The sequence below is a fragment of the Flindersiella endophytica genome, assembly GCF_054779015.1.
The window spans coordinates 59,737-76,670 of record NZ_BAAGYY010000023.1; the positions used below are offsets into that span (position 1 = coordinate 59,737).

Consider the following 16,934-nt stretch of genomic DNA (forward strand, 5'->3'; position numbering starts at 1 on the left):
AAGCTATGTCTCCGTCGAAGCGACGTAGCGGCCGAGGCCGACCGCGAGGTAGACCGCGGCATAGGTGCCGATCGCCTGCAACGCCGCATAGCGCGCGACCACCGGACCCTCGGTCCAGGACAACGTACGTGCGCGCACCTCGCGTGCCTCCGCCGCGGCCAGCAGCCGGCCGCGGCCTTCCCGGATCGCCGGCTCCTCGTTGCCGTCGTCCAGGAGGAACAGCGCGTGGCGCAGCTGTGGTGCCGCCGGGTCGGCGAACGGGTCGGCGAACGGGTCACGCGGCGGCGTCCCCTCGATCACCGGCAGCAGGTGGTTGGCGTCGGCGGCGAGTGCCGGACGTCCGGTCGCGCGCCGCAACGTCTCGACGATCCGCCGCCCGGCCCGGGCGGCCAGCACCGAGCCACCCCACACCAGCGGCAGCGCGTCGGCGAGGACGAGCGCCAGGTCCTTGGCGGGGTTGGTGGCCACGTCGGCGTACGGCGAGCACATCGTCGCCACCTCGTCGAGCGCCACGGCCACGGAGTCCGCCGCCAGCTCGGGGCCGAGCTCCATGCTGTGGAGCGCCTGCAACACCACGACGGCCAGTGCGAGCGGGTCGCCGGTCTGCGACGGCACGATCACGGTGTCGCGGCCCTGCCCGGCCTCGGCCAGCTCGGACTCCTCCGGGCAGGCGAGCAGCAACGTCGAGCCACGGCGTACGGCGTCGTTGACCGCGGAGGCCGTCTCGGCGTCGGCGTCACCGGCCGGCGCGAGAACGATCACCAGGTCGAGCGCGCCGACCCAGCCCGGCAGGCCAGGACCCGGCCAGGCGACGAACGGGACCGGGCACCAGGGCTCGAGTACGGCACGCAGCAGCCGGGCGTCGGCACCGGCGGCGACCACCGCGCGGGGGCGGCCCTGGCCGATCAGCGCGTGCACGGCGTGCTTGGAGGCCTCGGCCTCTCGGCGTACCCGGGCGCCGGACTCCGCCAGATGGCGCAGCGCGGAGTCGGCTCGGGCCAGTGCGTCCGAGTCGTCGAGCAGCGCGTCGTCGAACGGCTCGGTGCTCACGCGCCCGACCCGCTGTCGGACTCGCCTTCGTCGTCCGCGTCGTCCGTGCCGGTCTTCGCGGCGGACTCGCCGGGCTTGCGGGCCTCGTCGACCAGCAGCACCGGGATGTCGTCGCGGACGGGATAGGCGAGCAGGCAGTCTGTGTTGGTGCAGATCAGCTCGGAGGCGGCGTCGTCGACCCGAAGCGTCGACTTGCAGGCCGGACAGGCCAGGATCTCCAGGAGTTCACTGTCGAGGTTCATCACTTTCGTCCTTACTTCAGCAACCCAAGTACCTCGTCCCGGACCTGCTCCATCGTCTGCCCGTCGGACGCTTCGGCGTTGAGGCGAAGGACCGGCTCGGTGTTGGAGGGCCGCAGGTTGAACCACCAGTCGGCGTGCTCGATCGTGAGCCCGTCGAGCTCGTCGACCGTAACGCCGTCGCGGCCGGCGAAGGTCTCCTTGACGCGCGCCATCGCGCCGGCCTGGTCGTCGACCCGGGTGTTGATCTCACCGGAAGCGGCATAACGGGTGTATTCCCGCAGCAGCTCCGACAGCGGCTTGTCCTGGCCGCCGAGCGCCGCCATTGTGTGCAGCGCGGCGAGCATGCCGGAGTCGGCGCGCCAGAAGTCGCGGAAGTAGAAGTGGGCGGAGTGCTCGCCGCCGAAGATCGCACCGGTCTCGGCCATCGTCGCCTTGATGAACGAGTGGCCGACGCGCTCGCGGATCGGCTCGCCGCCGTTCTCCCGGACGATCTCGGGGACCGCGCGGCTCGTGATCAGGTTGTGGATGATCTTGGCGCCGGGTTCCTTGGCGAGCTCGCGGACGGCGATCAGCGCGGTGATCGCGGACGGCGAGACCGACTCGCCGCGCTCGTCGAGCACCCAGCAGCGGTCGGCGTCGCCGTCGAAGGCCAGGCCGATGTCGGCCTGGGTCTCGCGGACCTTTGCCTGGAGGTCGACGAGGTTGGCGGGCTCGATCGGGTTGGCCTCATGGTGCGGGAACGTGCCGTCGAGCTCGAAGTACATCGGGACCAGTTCGACGTTCAGGCCGTCGAGGACCTTCGGCACGGTGTGGCCGGCCATGCCGTTGCCGGCGTCGGCTGCGACCTTGAGGCGGCGGATTCCACTGAGGTCGACCAGGGTCTTCAGATGGTCGGCGTAGTCGGCGAGCAGGTCGCGCTGCTCGACCGTGCCGGCCGGGCCGGTGGCGGGTTGCAGGCCCTCCTGGAGCAGGCTGCGGATCTGCTCCAGGCCGGTGTCGCGTCCGACCGGAGCGGCGCCCGCGCGGCAGAGCTTGATGCCGCCGTACTGCGCGGGGTTGTGGCTCGCGGTGATCATCGCGCCGGGCTGCTCGAGCTTGCCGCTCGCGAAGTAGAGCAGGTCGGTGGATGCCAGGCCGATGTCGATCACGTTCGCACCCTGCGCGGTCGCGCCGGCGATGAACGCGGCGGCCAGCTCGGGCGAGGAGGTCCGCATGTCGTGGCCGACCACCACCGACTCGGGACGCTCCAGGATCTCGACGAACGCCGCGCCGACGGCATAGGCGATGTCGGTGCTCAGCTGGTCGGGTACGACACCGCGAATGTCGTACGCCTTGATGATCTCGGACAGAACCGATTCGAGGTCAGGCACGCCGACACCCTATCCGGATTGACTACTCGGTGATCTCGGGTGCGTAGAACGTGGGCAGCGGCTGTGGGCCGGTGTACTTCTGGCAGGTGCAGGGCTGCCGGGTGTTGCCCATCCAGCGGCCCTCCTTCCACTCGGTGACCTCGGCCTCGGCCCTGCAGCGGCCGTCCTCGCCGTGGAAGGAGACGGCGTGGCCGCAGGCGCAGATCGGCTGGATCTCCTTCTGCTTCCCGCGCCCGCCGCGACGGCTGGGGAGGAACCGGCCGGCAGCCATTCCGGCGGCGAAGATCGCTGCACCGATGAGCATCTCCAACATCTGTTCAACCCCTCCCGAAGCTTTGTCACAAGCCTATGCCCTGCGTGGGCGGCGGGGAGACCGTGGACGACGTACCGTTACTGCATGTCTGACTCTGGCTGGGTCATCCTCATCGTGATCTTGAGCATCCTCGCCCTGGCCACCCTGGCGGGCGCGATCGTGCTGCTGGTGAAGGTCTTCCGTACCCGGAAGCTGCTGGCCGAGCTGGGCACAGGCGGAAACGTGGCGTTCTGGCTCGCCGTGGTCTACACGGTCTTCCCGGTCGACCTCATCCCCGACCCGATCTACCTGGACGACATCGGGGTGCTGGCCGGCACGCTCGTCTACCTCACGCGGCTGGTGCAGAAGCGGCGGGCGGAACAGCCAGAGCTCCCCCGCGTCCGCTGACCGCGGGTGCCGGGCGCGCTGTTCAGCGCCTCTGTCCGATGGCCGAAGCCGCCTGGCGTCCGTGACCGCGTGTGCTGGGCGCGCTTCCGCACCGCTACCGGACGGCAGGCGCTGCACGGTCGTGTTCGCGGAGTGCGGTGCTTGGCCCGGTCGGCCGGATGGCGGAGCACTCCAGCGGCTGCGTTGGCCGGTGGGCCGCTCGCCGGGGGCGCTGCCCGCGGCGGAGCTCGATGGCCGACGCCGCGTGGCGTTCGCGGGCGCTGGGCCTGTTCGTCGGGGTTGCGGAGGACGCGCAGGTGGCCGCGCCGACCACTCGGCCGGTTGCCGAGCTGACTGCCCGGCGCCGATGCCGGATGGCGAGCATCGAGTGTCGTGCTCGTGGAGTGCCGTGCTTGGCCCGGTCGGCCGGGTGGTGGAGCACGCCAGCGGCTGCGTTGGCCGGTGGGCCGCTCGCCGGGCGCGCTGCCCGGGGCGGAGCTCGATGGCCGAAGCCGGGTGGCGTTCGCCGGTGCTGGGCCTATTCGTCGGGGTTGCGGAGGACGCGCAGGTGGCCGCGCCGACCGCTCGGCCGGTTGCCGGAACCGCTGCCCGCGCCACTTCCCGATGGGCGGCGCTGGCGGTCGTCCGGTTGGGTGGCGGCCTCGCGGACGGCGTTGGCCAGGGCCTCGAGGTCGTCGTGAGATGGGCGCAGGGCGTCCTCGTCGGGCGCGAGCCGGATGATCTCCCAGCCGCGCGGTGCGGTCAGCCGCTCCGCATGCTCGGTGCACAGGTCGTAGCAATGCGGTTCGGCGTAAGTCGCGAGTGGCCCCAGCACAGCCGTGGAGTCGGCATAGACATAGGTGAGGGTGGCCACCGCAGGCCGGCCGCATCCCGACCTTGAGCATTTCCGCAGCGAACCCACGCGAGGAAGAGTAGCGGCCCCCACCCCCAACGTCGCGCCGCCACGCGGCGGCCGGACTGGCCGAAGTTCGGCGACAGGCCGCAGTGGCCGTCTGTACCGGGCAGTAGGCTCGTTGGCTGTGTTGACGGATCGTCCTCAGCCGGGTTCGGCCGGCCGCCAGCCCAGCCGCCGGCGCGACCGGCACGGGCGTGGCATGCGTGGGCCGCTGGCCGTACGCGGACCGCTCGCGCCCACCGGCGTGCCAGTGGCGCGCAGCCGCGCCCAGCGGTTCGACGACATGGTGCTGGACGCCCTGGAACGCCTGGAGCGGCGGCTGCCGGACGAGCTGACCAGCGTCGAAGTGGCCGTCGAGGAGGTGCCCCCGCCGGATCGCCTCCTGCTGTCGGACGACATCCCGCTCGGCGCCGTGCTCACCACCGGCAACGGCCCGCGGATCGTGATCTACCGCCGGCCGATCGAGCTGCGGGCCGGTGGGCGCGCGGAGCTCGCCGCCCTGGTCAGCGACGTCGTGCTCGAGCAGGTGGCCGAGCTCCTCGGCCGCCACCCGGAGGACATCGACCCCGGCTGAGCCCTCACCCAGGCGCGCTCACCCGTCACCCGGGCCGGGGCACGTTCGCCTTGCAGGTCGCGTCCGCCTGGTTGCCCGCCAGGCGCTTCGGCAGCGTGCCGCTCGCCAGGTAGGCGGCCACCTGGTTGCCGACGCAGGGGAGGTTGCCGGTCAGCGACTCCGCGTGCGCGGTGCCGCCCGGCACCGCCAACAGGCTCGCCTTCGGGATCAGCCGCCGCAGCTCCAGGCTCCCCGCGTACGGCGTCGGCCCGTCGTGCGTCTGGTCGATCAGGAGCGCACTCCGCACCCCACTCCCCGACACGGCAACCGGCTCCTCCGCCGAGGCAGGCCAGTACACACACGGCGCAGACTGCCAGGTGTTCGCCCACGTCACCAGCCGTGCCCTCCCGTACGTCGAACGGGTGTCGCGCACCAACGTCTCGAGCGACGGCCACGGCGTGTCGGTGCAGGTGACCGCGAGGCTGGCCGCTTTGGTGTTCTCCGGCTCCAGCTTCAGCGTGTTCACGATCGGCGTCGGATCGCGCGAACGCAACCAGCTGGTCCACATCGTGGCCGAGCTGTCCCAGTTGTCGGGCGAGTACAGCCCGGTCAGGAACGCGTCGATCCACTCGTTCCGGCCGATCTGCCCGGGCGGTGGGTTGGCCGGCAGCGCGTTCATCGTCGCGTAGAACTTTCGCTCGACGGCCGACTCGGTCTTGCCGAGGTGGTACCGCCTGTCGTACTTCGCGAGCCAGCCGAACCAGCTCCTGCCGTTGGCCTCGAAAGCGATGTCCTGGCTGAAGATCGAGCGGTACCACACCTGCCGGGGGTTGACGTTGCTGTCGAGCACCAGCTTGTCCAGCCGGTCCGGGAACCGCGTCGCGTAGACCGCGCCGAGGTACGTGCCGTAGGAGAACCCGTAGTACGAGACCCGCGTGGCGCCCAGCGAACGCCGGATGCTCTCCAGGTCGAGCGCGGTGTCCAGCGTCGTCATGTGCTCGAGCAGCTTGCCGCTGCGCTTCCCGCACGCGGCGGCGTACCGCTGGGCGTGCTTGCGCCAACCCGCCACCTCGGCCGCCGTCGTGGTGACGTAGGTCCGCCGGTAGAGCAGGTCGTTGTCCGGGTCGCAGTGGACTGCCGGCCGGCTCGCGCCGATGCCGCGCGGGTCGAAGCCGATCCAGTCGTACCGGTCGCTGACGTGCCGCGGCAGGCCGTCGACCAGCGTGGGTACGGCCAGGCCGGGCTCGCCCGGGCCACCGGGGTTGGTGAGCATGACGCCGAGATACTGCTGCTTGGACACCTTGCGGGGCAGCCGCGACACCGCGAGCCGGAGCTTCGTACCGCCTGGATTCGCGTAGTCCAGCGGAACGGCCAGCGTGGCGCAGTCCATCTTGAGCTGGCGCAACTCGTCGTCCTGGCACCTGCTCCAGGCGAGCTTCCCGGCCACACCGGTCAGCCGCTCCGGCACCAGCGAGTCCTCGACGGCATCCTTCGGTGGCTCGGTGCATGCGGCGACGGCGGCAAGCAGAATCGCGACAGTGAGGGTGGCACGAGGCCAGGGAACGGCCATGTAGCGGCGCGTACCCCAGCCGTCACTCCAGGAAACTAGCGCAGTGCGACGCCCGGGTCCGGCGAGGCAACGGGACGCACGGTCGTCGTACGAGCGGTCGTGAGCTGCCACGACGACACCAGCGGCCCGTCCTCGGCAGACTCCACCTGGAGCCGGGTGCCGACCAGCTTGCCCGGCTCGGCCGGTGTCACGACCACGGTGTACCGCGACGAGCCCTTGATCCCCGGCAGCTTGGTCGAAAGCGTTCCGCCGGCCGGCACGGTCACCTTGATCGGCGGCTGCTGCCGTCCGTCCGGCGCGAGCAGCGTGATCTCGGCGTCGACGGGGGTACGCCCGAGCGCGCTCAGCAGCAGCGACGCCTTGATCTTCGAGCCGCTGAGCGTCGTGGGTACGACCGCCGGCCCGGTCAGGGGCGCCACCGCCGCCGAGTGCGCGAAGTCGCTCGGCCCGGCCTTCGGCCCGAGGTCGCTGCGTACGGAGGCGGTCACGGGCACGTCGGAGCTGATCCGGAGTCCGGACGCGATCTGGTAGGTCGCCGACTCCAGCGCGACCTGCTTGACGGTGCCGGCGGGCACCTCGAGCCGCCCGAGCTTGGCCGGCGTGAACGTGTTGTCCTTGCCCATCACCCCGAGGTCGACGACGGCGGAGGTGTCGCCGGGCGCGACGATCGTGAGCACCCTCGCACCGCTGCCGGACGCCAGCCCGGGTACGACCAACTGCTTGCCCGGCGCGCTCGCCGGCGGAATCCAGTCGATGCCGAGAGGCGTACCGGTGCTCCCGTCGACCATGTCGTCGCGCATCGCCGCGACCACGCGGCCCCGGGACACCTTCACCTGGACGGCCAGCCGCTGGCTGGTCGGCGCGTAGGCGTCGAGCTTGACGACACGCTGCTTGTGCGCGCCGACCTCGAGGCTGCGCGTCGCGTCGTCCTTGATCAGGCCCTTCTCGTCGTACAGCAGGATGTCGAGCTGGGCCGCGGTGTCGTCGGCGTTGCTGAGGTAGAGCCGGCCGTGCCGTCCGACCGCGCTGCCCGGGCCGACGAACCAGAACTCCGAGCCAGGACTCGAGCACGCCGCCTCCGACAGGCCGCGCGCCGGTCCGGAGGTGGTACGGGTGATCTGGCCGGCGGTCGCGCCGGGCGCGAGGCCCTGCGTCCCCTCCGCGATCAGGGGCTGCTGGCCGCCCTTGCGTACGGTCGTCGAGGCCTGCTGCTCGCGCCGGTTCGCCTTGGCGAGCGGCTTGCCGCCCGCGAGGTCAGCGATCGTCAGCTCGCCGCCTTTGCTCGCCTCACTGGCGGCCACGTCGTCGAGCTTGGACGGCGCGGCGACGGCGGCGACCTCGGTCGACGTCGAGCTCTTCGCGAACGCGGACTCCGGGCAGGCCAGCGTCGCCTGGTCCACGGGGACGCGGACCGACTGGGCGGCCGCCTTCCCGCTGTCGCCGGAAGCCGGGAAGAGCGTCGCGAGCCCGACCAGGAGGCCGAAGCCGCCGAGTACGGCACCGACCCGCAGCATGGCGTCGCGGCGACCGGCGATCGGAGTGGGCCGCCGGTTCCGCTTCTGCCGCTTGCTGGAACCCGAGCCCGCAGAACGCCGGCGCGTGGTCACCCGCCCGGCCCGCGGAGGCTGCCCCTGAGGTCCCTGAGCTCCGGGTGGCCCCTGCGGTCCGGCCTGCCCGGGATGCCCCGGCTGGCCAGGGCCTTGGTTCGGCGTGCCTCGTCTGGGGTTTCCGGTGTTCATGAGCGTGTCGTCACCTGGTCTCCGGCCCGGCGGATCGCGGTGTGATCCGGCAGCGCCATCGGGTCGGTCGCGCCGTGCCTGCCGCCCGGCTCGGTGTACTCGATCGGGGTGTCGCGGCGCGCCCTGGTGGGCAGCGACAGCACGAGCACCAGGATCACCAGCAGGCCCTGGAGTACGACCAGGCGTAGGTGCAGCGGCGAGTCGTGCTCGACGACCAGCCGGCCGCCGCCGCTCGGCAGCTCGAACGCCTGCGCCCACCCGTCGTACTCGATCGGCTTGAGCCGCTCACCGTCGAGTGTGGCGGTCCAGTCGGCGTCGGCAGCCTCGGCCAACACCAGCTTGCGAGACTTCTCGCTCGCAGGGATCGAGGTCTGGATCGCGCCCTGGCCGCCTTCCAGCACGGTCGTCTGCGCCGGGTCGCGGTCGCCTTCCTCGACGATCCGTGCCTGGCCGGCGGGCAGCTCGAGCTGCCAGGCGCCGGCGCCCGCGGGAGCGCTCGAACGGGTCAGGCCCGGCGTGGTGTCGAGCAGCTCGGAGAGCCGCTGGTCGGCCGGTGCGGGCAGGTAGATGTAGCCCACGCCGAACGTCGCCAGCCGCTGCGCACCGCGTTCCCTGGAGGCCTCGCCGAGCACCTGCGACACCGCCTGGTCGACCACGCGCAGCTTCGACACCGGGCTGGACGACTCGGCGTCGCCGAGCCGGGCTCCGTCGCCCCGGAGCAGGGCGTAACGGATCTGCTCACCGCCCTGTCGCAGTACCAGCGTGCGTGGAGCGGTATCGGACTCCATCGCGCGTGCCATGTAGGCGGGTACGGCTCCGGGCTGGCTGTCGAGCGGGCCGTCGGCGCCGCGGATCAGCCACCAGCCGCCGAGGAACGCCGGCGTCATCGCGCAGACGATCAGCAGCAGGCCGGCGCCTGGCTGCCGCCAGGAGAAGCTGCGCTGGCTGAACACCTGAACCGCGCCATCGGCCGCGTGCGCCACGGCGACGATCCAGCCGGTCGCGATCACGACGGCCGCGAAACCGGGCCACGCGGGCACGGAGTCGGGCAGCCAGTCGGTCTGGATCAGCAGCCGGCTCTGGACCAGGCCGATCGCGAGTGCGACCAGCGACACCGCCCAGGCGGCGATCACGCCGTTGGCGCGGTCGCGGCGCAGCAGCGCGATCAGGGCGACCGCGGCCAGCGGGATCAGGATCCACCAGGGCGCGCCACCAGGACCGCCGGGATCGGCGAACGCGAAGAGGTACGGCGGCAGCGCGGAGTCGGCCAGCCCGACCGTCGCGCGGCCGGCCTCGCCGAGCACCCATTCGGGATTCGACAACAGGGTCGTCAGCCACGGCAGCAGCAGGACGGGCGGTACGACGAGCACGATCGCGAACCGCGCCGCGAGCCGTCCGCGCGGGGCGTACGCCACCAGCGCCGCGATGGCGAGCACGGCCGCGAAGCCGTACGCCAGCGGGACGAACGCGGTGACCACGGCGAGCGCGAGCGCGGTCGCCCAGGTGCTGCTCCAGGACGCTTCCTTGGCGTTGCCGCGCACGGATCGCACCATGCGAACCGCCGCCATGCCGAGCAGCGGGAGCAGGATGGCCGCGGTGCAGGTGCCGATCCGACCGGCGGCGATCGCGCCGGTCGCGGCGGGCAGCAGCGCGTAGCTCGCCGCCGCCCAGATGCGTACGGCACGGGCCTTGGCGATCTCGCGGCTGAAGAAGTAGGCCGTCAGGCCCGCGAGCGGCACCGAGCCGAGCACGAGCAGGTCGACCGCCAGCCCGACGTTGCCGATCGTCAACGTCGACAGCGCGCCGACGACCGCGACGTACGGAGGCATGGGGGCTCCGCCGCCCAGCTCGACCAGCGGCCAGCTGGAGGTGTACGCGCGCCACAGCTCGCCGAAGCTCTCCTGAGCAGGCAGCAGCGCGCCACCGCCGAGCGAACCGCTGCCCAGCAGGCCTCGGCTCGCGACGACCGTGATAAGTACGAGCGCGCCGACCAGTAGCACGGACGGACGGGTGAGCACCCAGCGCACGACGCCGGAGCTCGAGTCGTCCATCGACTCGGCCTCCTCCGAGACCGGTCCGGACTCGGCGGCCGCGCCCCTGCGGCGGCGGGCCGGCCCGCTGTGGGTACCGGTGCGGGCCGAGACGACGCCCGCGAGCTGGTCGACGGTGTGCAGGATGCCGATCCAGGGCGGCGGGAACAGGTGGCGGATCGCCCGGCGGTTGACCTTCTTACGGCCGGCCCGGCGCAGGCGTCCGACCAGGATCAGGTCGGGACGCAGGAACGTGGTCAGCGTCGCGCGGAACTCGTCGTACGCGGCGTCCGGCCACTTGGCGATCAGCAGACCGATCGTACGGAAGAGACCGCCCGCGATCATGCGCAACCAGACCAGCGGAACGGCCCACCATGCGCAGTTGGCCAGCAGGGTGTACATCGCGTGGGTGCGGTCGACCCGGCGCACGCGGCCGCGTACGGCGTGCAGGCGACGGCCGCCACGGGCGGCTGCCTCGGCGTGGAAGACGATCGACTCCGGGCAGGTGATCACGCGGAACCCGGCTCGGATGGCGCGCCAGCCGAAGTCGACGTCGTCGCGGAACAGCTTGATCCGCGGGTCGAAGCCCTTGAGCCGTTCGAACACGTCGCGGCGGACGAGCATGCCGGCCGTACCCACCGCCAGCACGTCCCGGATCGAGTCGTGCTGGCCCTGGTCGAACTCGGCGTACTCCAGTCCGGTCTCGCGGTTGCCGCTGCCGGTGATCTGGACGCCCATCTCCAGCAGCTGGCGGCCGCGCGGCCAGCTGCGCAGCTTCGGCCCGATCACGGCTGCGGTGGGGACGTTCTGGGCCAGTTCGAGCAGGTGGTGCAGCGCTGCCGGCGTGGGGGAGCAGTCGTCGTGGAGCAGCCAGAGCCACTCGACGGCATGCTGGTTGCGAGCGGGCAGGGCACGCTCGGCCTTGTTGACGGCGGCACCGAACCCGGTCGACGGCGGCGCGTTCAGGATGACCTGCGGACCGAACGCCCGGCCGATCAGGTCGCGTGAACCGTCGCTGCTGCCGGTGTCGACCACGACGACCCGGTCGGGGGTACGCCGCTGCTGCCGGAGGCCGGCGATCAGCTCACCGAGCCAGCGTTCACCGTTGTGCGTGACGACGACCGCGGTGACGATGTGAGCCACCTCGTGCGGTGACGATGAGTTACCAGGCTGTGCCTGCCTTGGTGAGGCCCCGGAGCCCGGCGGTGCATTTCTGGGGGCGACCCCAGACCCCGCCATTCCTTCGTGCGCGCTCATGCCTGGCTTGAAGTCCTCTTGTCCGTTCGGTGTTGCTGCTCGGGGAGGAGCAACCGGTGGACACCGGCACCGTCGGACGTGGGCGAAGCCGCTGCCTCCGAGGTGCGGTGCAAGGCCTCACCCTAAGGCAGAACGCTGGATACTGCTTCGGCTTCGCGGGGTTACCACCCCGCCCGGGAGAGCGTCCCGCTGGCTCACCAGCCGGTTTGCGCGGATTGATCTTGCCGCGCTCGCCTCGGACCGGATGGGACCGTTGATCGTCGGCCCCGGTCCGAGCCCGGCACGGCAGGTGCCTGCCGGGCTCGAACCGGTTGGACTTTCAGCACGCTTTGGTGACTTTCGTACGGCCGGCCCGACCGTCTCTGTCACGCCCCTGAAGACACTCCATGCGCCAGCTCACCGCGCAACGGCAGGGTTGGCCCGAACTGACCCGAGCCGTGGATGTGCGGTGGCGAACTGGTGCGGAAGTTGTGGCCCCGTTGTCAGCTGGCCGCGCGTCTCTTCAGACGTCTGCGTTCACGTTCGGAGAGTCCGCCCCAGATGCCGAAGCGCTCGTCGTGCGCCAGCGCGTAGCTCAAGCACTCGTCGCGGACTTCGCATTCCAAGCAGACTCGCTTGGCTTCGCGGGTGGACCCGCCTTTCTCCGGAAAGAACGCCTCTGGATCGGTCTGCGCGCAGAGTGCGCGCTCCTGCCAGCTGAGCTCTTCCTCGGCGCCGCCGTGCAGCAGGTAGTTCTCTAGCACGGTCCTCGCCTCCTCGACCCGTTTCCCCGTCACATTGAGACCCCGTTTGGACGATGCAGGAACTTCCGTCAGAGTCGGGCCACCCCGACGGGGCCACGGCCGCAGGTGCCGCTACCCTGCACGTCATGTCCGTTTTGTCGCTTTCAGGTCAGTTGGCCCGATCGCGAGTGAATGACACGAGTGAAATTACACGCCGGAAATCCGCAGAAGTCAACCCGGGGTCTGCTATGAGGTCCATAACGGGTCTGCTATAGGGCGGAGAACTGGGCGCGCCGCCTTGACAATCGGGCCGTTCATGATCTTGCCGTGCCGGATCGGCGTCGCGGCGGACGCTGACAGCAGGAGAACGAGCAAGGGCCGCCAGTGTGCCGCCCACGCTCGCCAAAAGCCGCCGCGAGGCAGCTCCAAAGCCGCGCGAGGACGGTGGGAAGACACAGAGAAGCGGCATTCTAGGTCGCGGCCGCGTCCGCCGCCGGACACCCTCATGTCCGCCCACGGACGCCCTGCTCGGCTCTGCGGGGCTTCCCGGTGCGGCAGGGCATGGCCAGCCCGGCATCGCGGGGCAACGGCGAGGCATGCGGCTCAGCTGCAGCGCTCGGCCCCGCGGCGGGAGCTCTCGGGCCGATGCGGGCGAGGTGCGGCCAGATGCGGGGCGGGGTGGCTTGTGGGCGGCGGCGAGGGGACTTAAGGCCGTCCTGGGCCACCTCTCGTGCGGTGGCAGTCGGCCCCGAAGCTCCTCTAAAAGCGCAGGAGGGCCGGGCCGAGGCACGTGGTCTCGGTCCGGCCCTCCACGGTGTTCAGAATCGTGGCGAGCGTTGGCTCTGGCGCGTTACCGCGGGGGCTGGGACCACCAGCCCTGCTGCTGGTCGCCCTGGCCTTCCGGCTTGTCGGCGGGGTCCTGGGGTTGGTCCTGGCCGCCCAGCATTTGGTCGAGCTGGCCGCCCGAGCCCGCCGGGGGTTCGTCGCGGATGGCGCTGAAGTCGCCGCCGAAGATCTGGGTCTTCTCATCGACGGGCTGGGACTGGGCGGGCTGCTGGCCGCCGGGCTGGTCGCCATAGCCGGGCTGGCCGTACTGCTGCTGGCCGAAGTCCTGGCCGCCGCCGTACTGCTGCTGACCGTAGCCCTGCTGCGCCGGGTCCTGACCGTAGCCCTGCTGGCCGTACGCAGGCTGGCCGTACTGCTGCTGGCCGAACTCCTGCCCGCCGCCGTACTGCTGCTGCCCATAGCCCTGCTGGGCCGGGTCCTGCCCATAACCCTGCTGGGCCGGGTCCTGCCCATAACCCTGCTGGGCCGGGTCCTGCCCATAACCCTGCTGGGCCGGGTCCTGCCCATAACCCTGCTGTGCGGGGTCCTGGCCGTAGCCCTGCTGCGCGGGGTCGTAGCCCTGCTGGCCGTAGCCCTGCTGCGCGGGGTCCTGGGCGTAGCCACCCTGCTGCCCGTGCGACGAGACCGCACCGGCCTGGTCGCCGTAGCCGGCCTGCTGGCCGTACGCCACGGTCTGCTCAGAGCCGTACTGGCCGTAGGCGGGCTGCTCCTGGCCATAGCCCGGCTGCTGCTCCTGCCCGTAGGCCTGCTGCCCGTGCGAGGACACCGCGCCGCCCTGGCCGTAGTCCTGCTGGCCATGCGACGACACCGCACCACCGCCGGCACCCGCACCCGCCGGGTCGCCGTAGGCCTGCTGCCCGTGGGACGACACCGCGCCGCCCTGGCCGTAGTCCTGCTGACCGTGCGACGACACCGCACCAGCGCCAGCACCGGCACCAGCCGGGTCGGCCTGCGGCTCGCCCTCCTGACCGGGCAGGCCGTACGCACTCGGCTGCACCTGGCCGTAGTCCTGCTGGCCATAGGCGGGCTGCTGCTCCTGCCCATAGCCCTGCTGCTGATAGCCCTGCGGCTGCTGGCCGAACGCCTGCTGGCCGTACTCGGCGGCGCCATAGCCCGCCGCAGCACCCGCCGCGGCACCGGCACCGGCCTGCTGGCCGTAACCCTGCTGCGCGGGCTGCCCCTGCTGGTAGCCACCGAACTGGCCCTGCTGCTGGTAGCCGCCCGGCTGCTGGCCGGCGAACTGCCCGAACTGCTGAGCCTGCGCCGGCTGCGGCGCCGGCAGGCCCTGGAAAGTCAGGAACGTGAAGAACGCACCAGCGCCAAGCGCAACCAGTTGGGCAATCTGCACAATCAGTCCGACGATCTTGTCGGAGGCGTCGAAGTCGGACAACAAGCCCGCGAAGGCCGAAACCAAGCCGATCACACCAAGGACAGCGAGCCCGATCAAGGCGATCAGGGTTACGGTCCGAGCATTGGGAGTGGGCTCGCCAAGCCGGGTGCACAAGATCACCGCGAGCACGACCAGGGCGACGGACGCGAAGGCGGTGAGCTCGGTTCCGCCTGTCAGAGCGGCATCGGTGAACTCGCTCGCCCCGAACAAGCCGAAGAAGATCGTTACGCTCCTGAGCACCGCGGCGCCAAGAATCAGCCACGCGAAGATCTCGCGATAGCGCCCGGTTGTCTCGGTTAGCACTGTGCTACCCCCAGTCATGGTGGTTTCTCATCCATTTCAGCCTCCCATAGTCGGGAGTCGGCACGCTGTGTCCGCCCGGCGCGCCGCACGACTCACTATGTCGGATCTCCGGGTCTGGCGCACTCACTACCCCCGACGGTACGACAGATAAACCGGGACGGGTCCCGGTCCGGCCCGGCGATGTGCTCTGTCGGCGCTACGGGGGAGACTGGACGCGTGCGAATCACCGTCTTGGCGGGCGGAATCGGTGCCGCCCGCTTTCTGCGCGGCCTGCTGGCCGCGACCGAGAGCTTCGACGAGCCTGCCGACATCACCGTCATCGGCAACACCGGCGACGACATCACTCTCTACGGCCTGCGGGTCAGTCCCGACCTCGACAGCGTGATGTACACGCTGGGCGGAGGCAACGACGAGGCCCAGGGTTGGGGTCGCGCCGACGAGACCTGGAACGCGCTCGCCGAGGTCACCGCTTACGGCGGCGCGCCGGCCTGGTTCGGGCTGGGCGACCGCGACCTCGGCACCCACCTCGTCCGCACGTCCATGCTGTATGAGGGCCATCCACTCTCCGAGGTGACCGCGTTGCTCTGCGCGCGGTGGAGCCTGCCGGTCCGTTTGATCCCGATGACCGACGAGCGGGTCGAGACCCATGTCTACGTCGAGGACCCAGCGGCCGACGACGGCCGGCGGCGCCTGCACTTCCAGGAATACTGGGTGCGCCACCACGCCGGGCTGCCCGTCGCAGACCTCGAGGTCGAGGGGATCGAGCAGGCCAGGCCCGCACCAGGCGTGCTGGAGGCGATCACCAAGGCCGACCTGATCGTGTTCCCGCCGTCCAACCCCGTCGTGAGCATCGGGCCGATCCTCGCGGTGCCGGGCATTCGGGACGCCGTACGTTCGGCCGCCGCGCCGGTCGTCGGCATCTCACCGATCATCGGCGGCGCGCCCGTCCGCGGGATGGCCGACAAGCTGCTGCCCGCGATCGGCGTCGACACCTCGGCGAGCGGCGTAGCCCTGCACTTCGGATCGAGAAGCGACGGAGGCCTGCTCGACGGCTGGCTCGTCGACTCCCGCGACGAGGCCGCGGTCGCCCACGTGCAGGCGGCCGGCATCGCGTGCCGTGCGCTGCCGTTGCTGATGTCCGACGTCGAGGCGACCGCCGAGATCGCGCGCGCGGCGCTGGAGGTGGCGGAACAGGTGAAGCAGCAGTGAACGACGGCACGGTCTCGGTCCGGCCGGTCCACGGGCTGCCGGAGTTCGGTGCGGGCGACGACCTCCCGTCGATCATCGCCGGGGGCCTCGGCGCCGGCGGGCTCGCAGACGGCGACATCGTGGTGGTGTCCAGCAAGATCGTGAGCAAGGCCGAGGGCCGCGTCGTCGACGGCGTCGAACGTACCGACGCCGTGCGCGCGGAGACCGTACGCCTGGTCGCGCAGCGCGGGCAGACCCAGATCGTCCAGACCCGGCACGGCTTCGTGATGGCGGCGGCGGGTGTCGACAACTCCAACGTCGCGCTCGGCTCGCTCGTCCTGCTGCCGCTCGATCCTGATGCCTCCGCACGCGAGCTGCGCCAGGCGCTGTCCGCGCGCTTCGGCGGCGTCCGGATCGGTGTCGTGGTCACCGACACGTTCGGGCGGCCGTGGCGGCTCGGCCAGATCGACCTCGCGGTCGGCTCGGCCGGTGTGGTCGCGCTCTCGGAACATCGCGGGATGGTCGACGCCTACGGCAACGAGCTCGCGGTCACCGCTCCCGCCTACGCCGACGAGCTGGCCTCGGCTGCCGACCTGGTGAAGGCGAAGCTCGCGCAGGTACCGGTCGCGGTGATCAGCGGGCTCGGGCATCTCCTGACCGACGCCGACGGTCCTGGGGTCAGCGCGCTCGTACGCACCGGGCCCGACGACATGTTCGCGCTCGGCACCCGCGAGGCCATGCGCGCGGCGGCCCGGCTCCCCCGTACGGTCGGCGCGCTTCGCGAGGAGCCCGTCGACCTGGAGGTGGTCCGCGAGGTGCTCGCCGCGTTCGCCGTCCCGGGCGTGACCGAGATCGACGACCACCAGACCCGCAAGCCGATCCTCGACCAGTACGCCCTGCCGTCCACCTGCTGCCTGCTCTCCGTCGACGGTGCCGACCCGGTCCTGCTCGATCGGCTGAAGCTCGGGTTCGCGGTCGAACGCCTCGGCGTGCTCGACGTGGCCGCCTCCCTGCTCGCGATCGGCGCCCCGGAATGACTCCGGCGTAACGCCACGCCGTCGCCGGCCCAAGTACGGGCA

The 16,934-nt window shown here is 71.4% G+C and carries 14 protein-coding genes; 4 read left to right on the forward strand and 10 right to left on the reverse strand.

The features are described from left to right. Positions 1-3: 3 nt before the first annotated feature. The 4 genes from ACYVF6_RS24660 to ACYVF6_RS24675 are packed head-to-tail and all read right to left on the reverse strand — an operon-like array spanning position 4 to position 2,975. The gene (locus ACYVF6_RS24660; protein ID WP_460524877.1) at positions 4-1,050 is read right to left on the reverse strand and encodes an SIS domain-containing protein; all 1,047 of its coding nucleotides are present in this window, start codon (positions 1,048-1,050) and stop codon (positions 4-6) included. Next, positions 1,047-1,292 carry a Trm112 family protein gene (locus tag ACYVF6_RS24665; RefSeq protein ID WP_460524878.1) on the reverse strand — a complete coding sequence of 82 codons (246 nt, stop codon included), beginning with the start codon at positions 1,290-1,292 and terminating at the stop codon, positions 1,047-1,049. The genes ACYVF6_RS24660 and ACYVF6_RS24665 overlap by 4 nt, the downstream gene beginning before the upstream one ends. A gap of 11 nt (positions 1,293-1,303) precedes the next feature. After that, positions 1,304-2,662: a phosphomannomutase/phosphoglucomutase gene (locus tag ACYVF6_RS24670; RefSeq protein ID WP_460524879.1), complete on the reverse strand. Its 1,359-nt coding sequence runs from the start codon at positions 2,660-2,662 to the stop codon at positions 1,304-1,306. Between the two features lie 22 nt (positions 2,663-2,684). Then, a complete protein-coding gene (locus ACYVF6_RS24675) occupies positions 2,685-2,975 on the reverse strand; it encodes a hypothetical protein (RefSeq protein ID WP_460524880.1) in 291 nt (96 codons plus the stop codon). 84 nt (positions 2,976-3,059) lie between these two features. On the opposite strand from ACYVF6_RS24675, the gene ACYVF6_RS24680 reads away from it, so the two are divergent. After that, positions 3,060-3,362 (forward strand): YkvA family protein, encoded by a 303-nt coding sequence (locus tag ACYVF6_RS24680; protein ID WP_460524881.1) that lies wholly within the window; start codon positions 3,060-3,062, stop codon positions 3,360-3,362. 517 nt (positions 3,363-3,879) lie between these two features. Here the strand turns inward: ACYVF6_RS24680 and ACYVF6_RS24685 are convergent. Further along, positions 3,880-4,215 carry a DUF3499 domain-containing protein gene (locus tag ACYVF6_RS24685; protein WP_460524882.1) on the reverse strand — a complete coding sequence of 112 codons (336 nt, stop codon included), beginning with the start codon at positions 4,213-4,215 and terminating at the stop codon, positions 3,880-3,882. A 166-nt stretch (positions 4,216-4,381) separates the two neighbouring features. On the opposite strand from ACYVF6_RS24685, the gene ACYVF6_RS24690 reads away from it, so the two are divergent. Then, positions 4,382-4,831: a metallopeptidase family protein gene (locus ACYVF6_RS24690; protein ID WP_460524883.1), complete on the forward strand. Its 450-nt coding sequence runs from the start codon at positions 4,382-4,384 to the stop codon at positions 4,829-4,831. A 25-nt stretch (positions 4,832-4,856) separates the two neighbouring features. On the opposite strand, the gene ACYVF6_RS24695 is transcribed toward ACYVF6_RS24690, so the two are convergent. The 5 genes from ACYVF6_RS24695 to ACYVF6_RS24715 all read right to left on the reverse strand — a co-directional run bounded on the left by ACYVF6_RS24695 (position 4,857) and on the right by ACYVF6_RS24715 (position 14,667). Then, a complete protein-coding gene (locus ACYVF6_RS24695) occupies positions 4,857-6,380 on the reverse strand; it encodes an alpha/beta hydrolase (RefSeq protein WP_460524884.1) in 1,524 nt (507 codons plus the stop codon). A gap of 35 nt (positions 6,381-6,415) precedes the next feature. Then, positions 6,416-7,987, reverse strand: coding sequence for a DUF5719 family protein (locus ACYVF6_RS24700; RefSeq protein ID WP_460524885.1), 1,572 nt, complete (start codon positions 7,985-7,987; stop codon positions 6,416-6,418). A 128-nt stretch (positions 7,988-8,115) separates the two neighbouring features. Beyond that, positions 8,116-11,292, reverse strand: a complete 3,177-nt coding sequence (locus ACYVF6_RS24705) for a glycosyltransferase (protein ID WP_460524886.1) — start codon at positions 11,290-11,292, stop codon at positions 8,116-8,118. Positions 11,293-11,888: 596 nt separating this feature from the next. After that, on the reverse strand, positions 11,889-12,149 hold the full coding sequence (locus ACYVF6_RS24710) for a WhiB family transcriptional regulator (protein WP_460524887.1): 261 nt from the start codon (positions 12,147-12,149) through the stop codon (positions 11,889-11,891). Positions 12,150-12,978: 829 nt separating this feature from the next. Then, positions 12,979-14,667, reverse strand: a complete 1,689-nt coding sequence (locus ACYVF6_RS24715) for a hypothetical protein (protein WP_460524888.1) — start codon at positions 14,665-14,667, stop codon at positions 12,979-12,981. A gap of 216 nt (positions 14,668-14,883) precedes the next feature. Here ACYVF6_RS24715 and cofD point away from each other — a divergent pair, with 216 nt between their 5' ends. Beyond that, on the forward strand, positions 14,884-15,876 hold the full coding sequence (gene cofD, locus ACYVF6_RS24720) for a 2-phospho-L-lactate transferase (RefSeq protein WP_460524889.1): 993 nt from the start codon (positions 14,884-14,886) through the stop codon (positions 15,874-15,876). Next, complete coding sequence (locus ACYVF6_RS24725; protein ID WP_460524890.1) at positions 15,873-16,892, forward strand: coenzyme F420-0:L-glutamate ligase; 1,020 nt, start codon at positions 15,873-15,875, stop codon at positions 16,890-16,892. Before cofD ends, ACYVF6_RS24725 begins: the two co-directional genes overlap by 4 nt. Positions 16,893-16,934: the final 42 nt, after the last annotated feature.

What these genes read in the sequence shown, in the direction of transcription:
- ACYVF6_RS24680 (WP_460524881.1), top strand. Translation starts at nt 3,060, where the DNA reads ATGTCTGACTCTGGCTGGGTCATCCTCATCGTGATCTTGAGCATCCTC.
- ACYVF6_RS24665 (WP_460524878.1), bottom strand. Translation starts at nt 1,292, where the DNA reads ATGAACCTCGACAGTGAACTCCTGGAGATCCTGGCCTGTCCGGCCTGC.
- ACYVF6_RS24675 (WP_460524880.1), bottom strand. Translation starts at nt 2,975, where the DNA reads ATGTTGGAGATGCTCATCGGTGCAGCGATCTTCGCCGCCGGAATGGCT.
- ACYVF6_RS24695 (WP_460524884.1), bottom strand. Translation starts at nt 6,380, where the DNA reads ATGGCCGTTCCCTGGCCTCGTGCCACCCTCACTGTCGCGATTCTGCTT.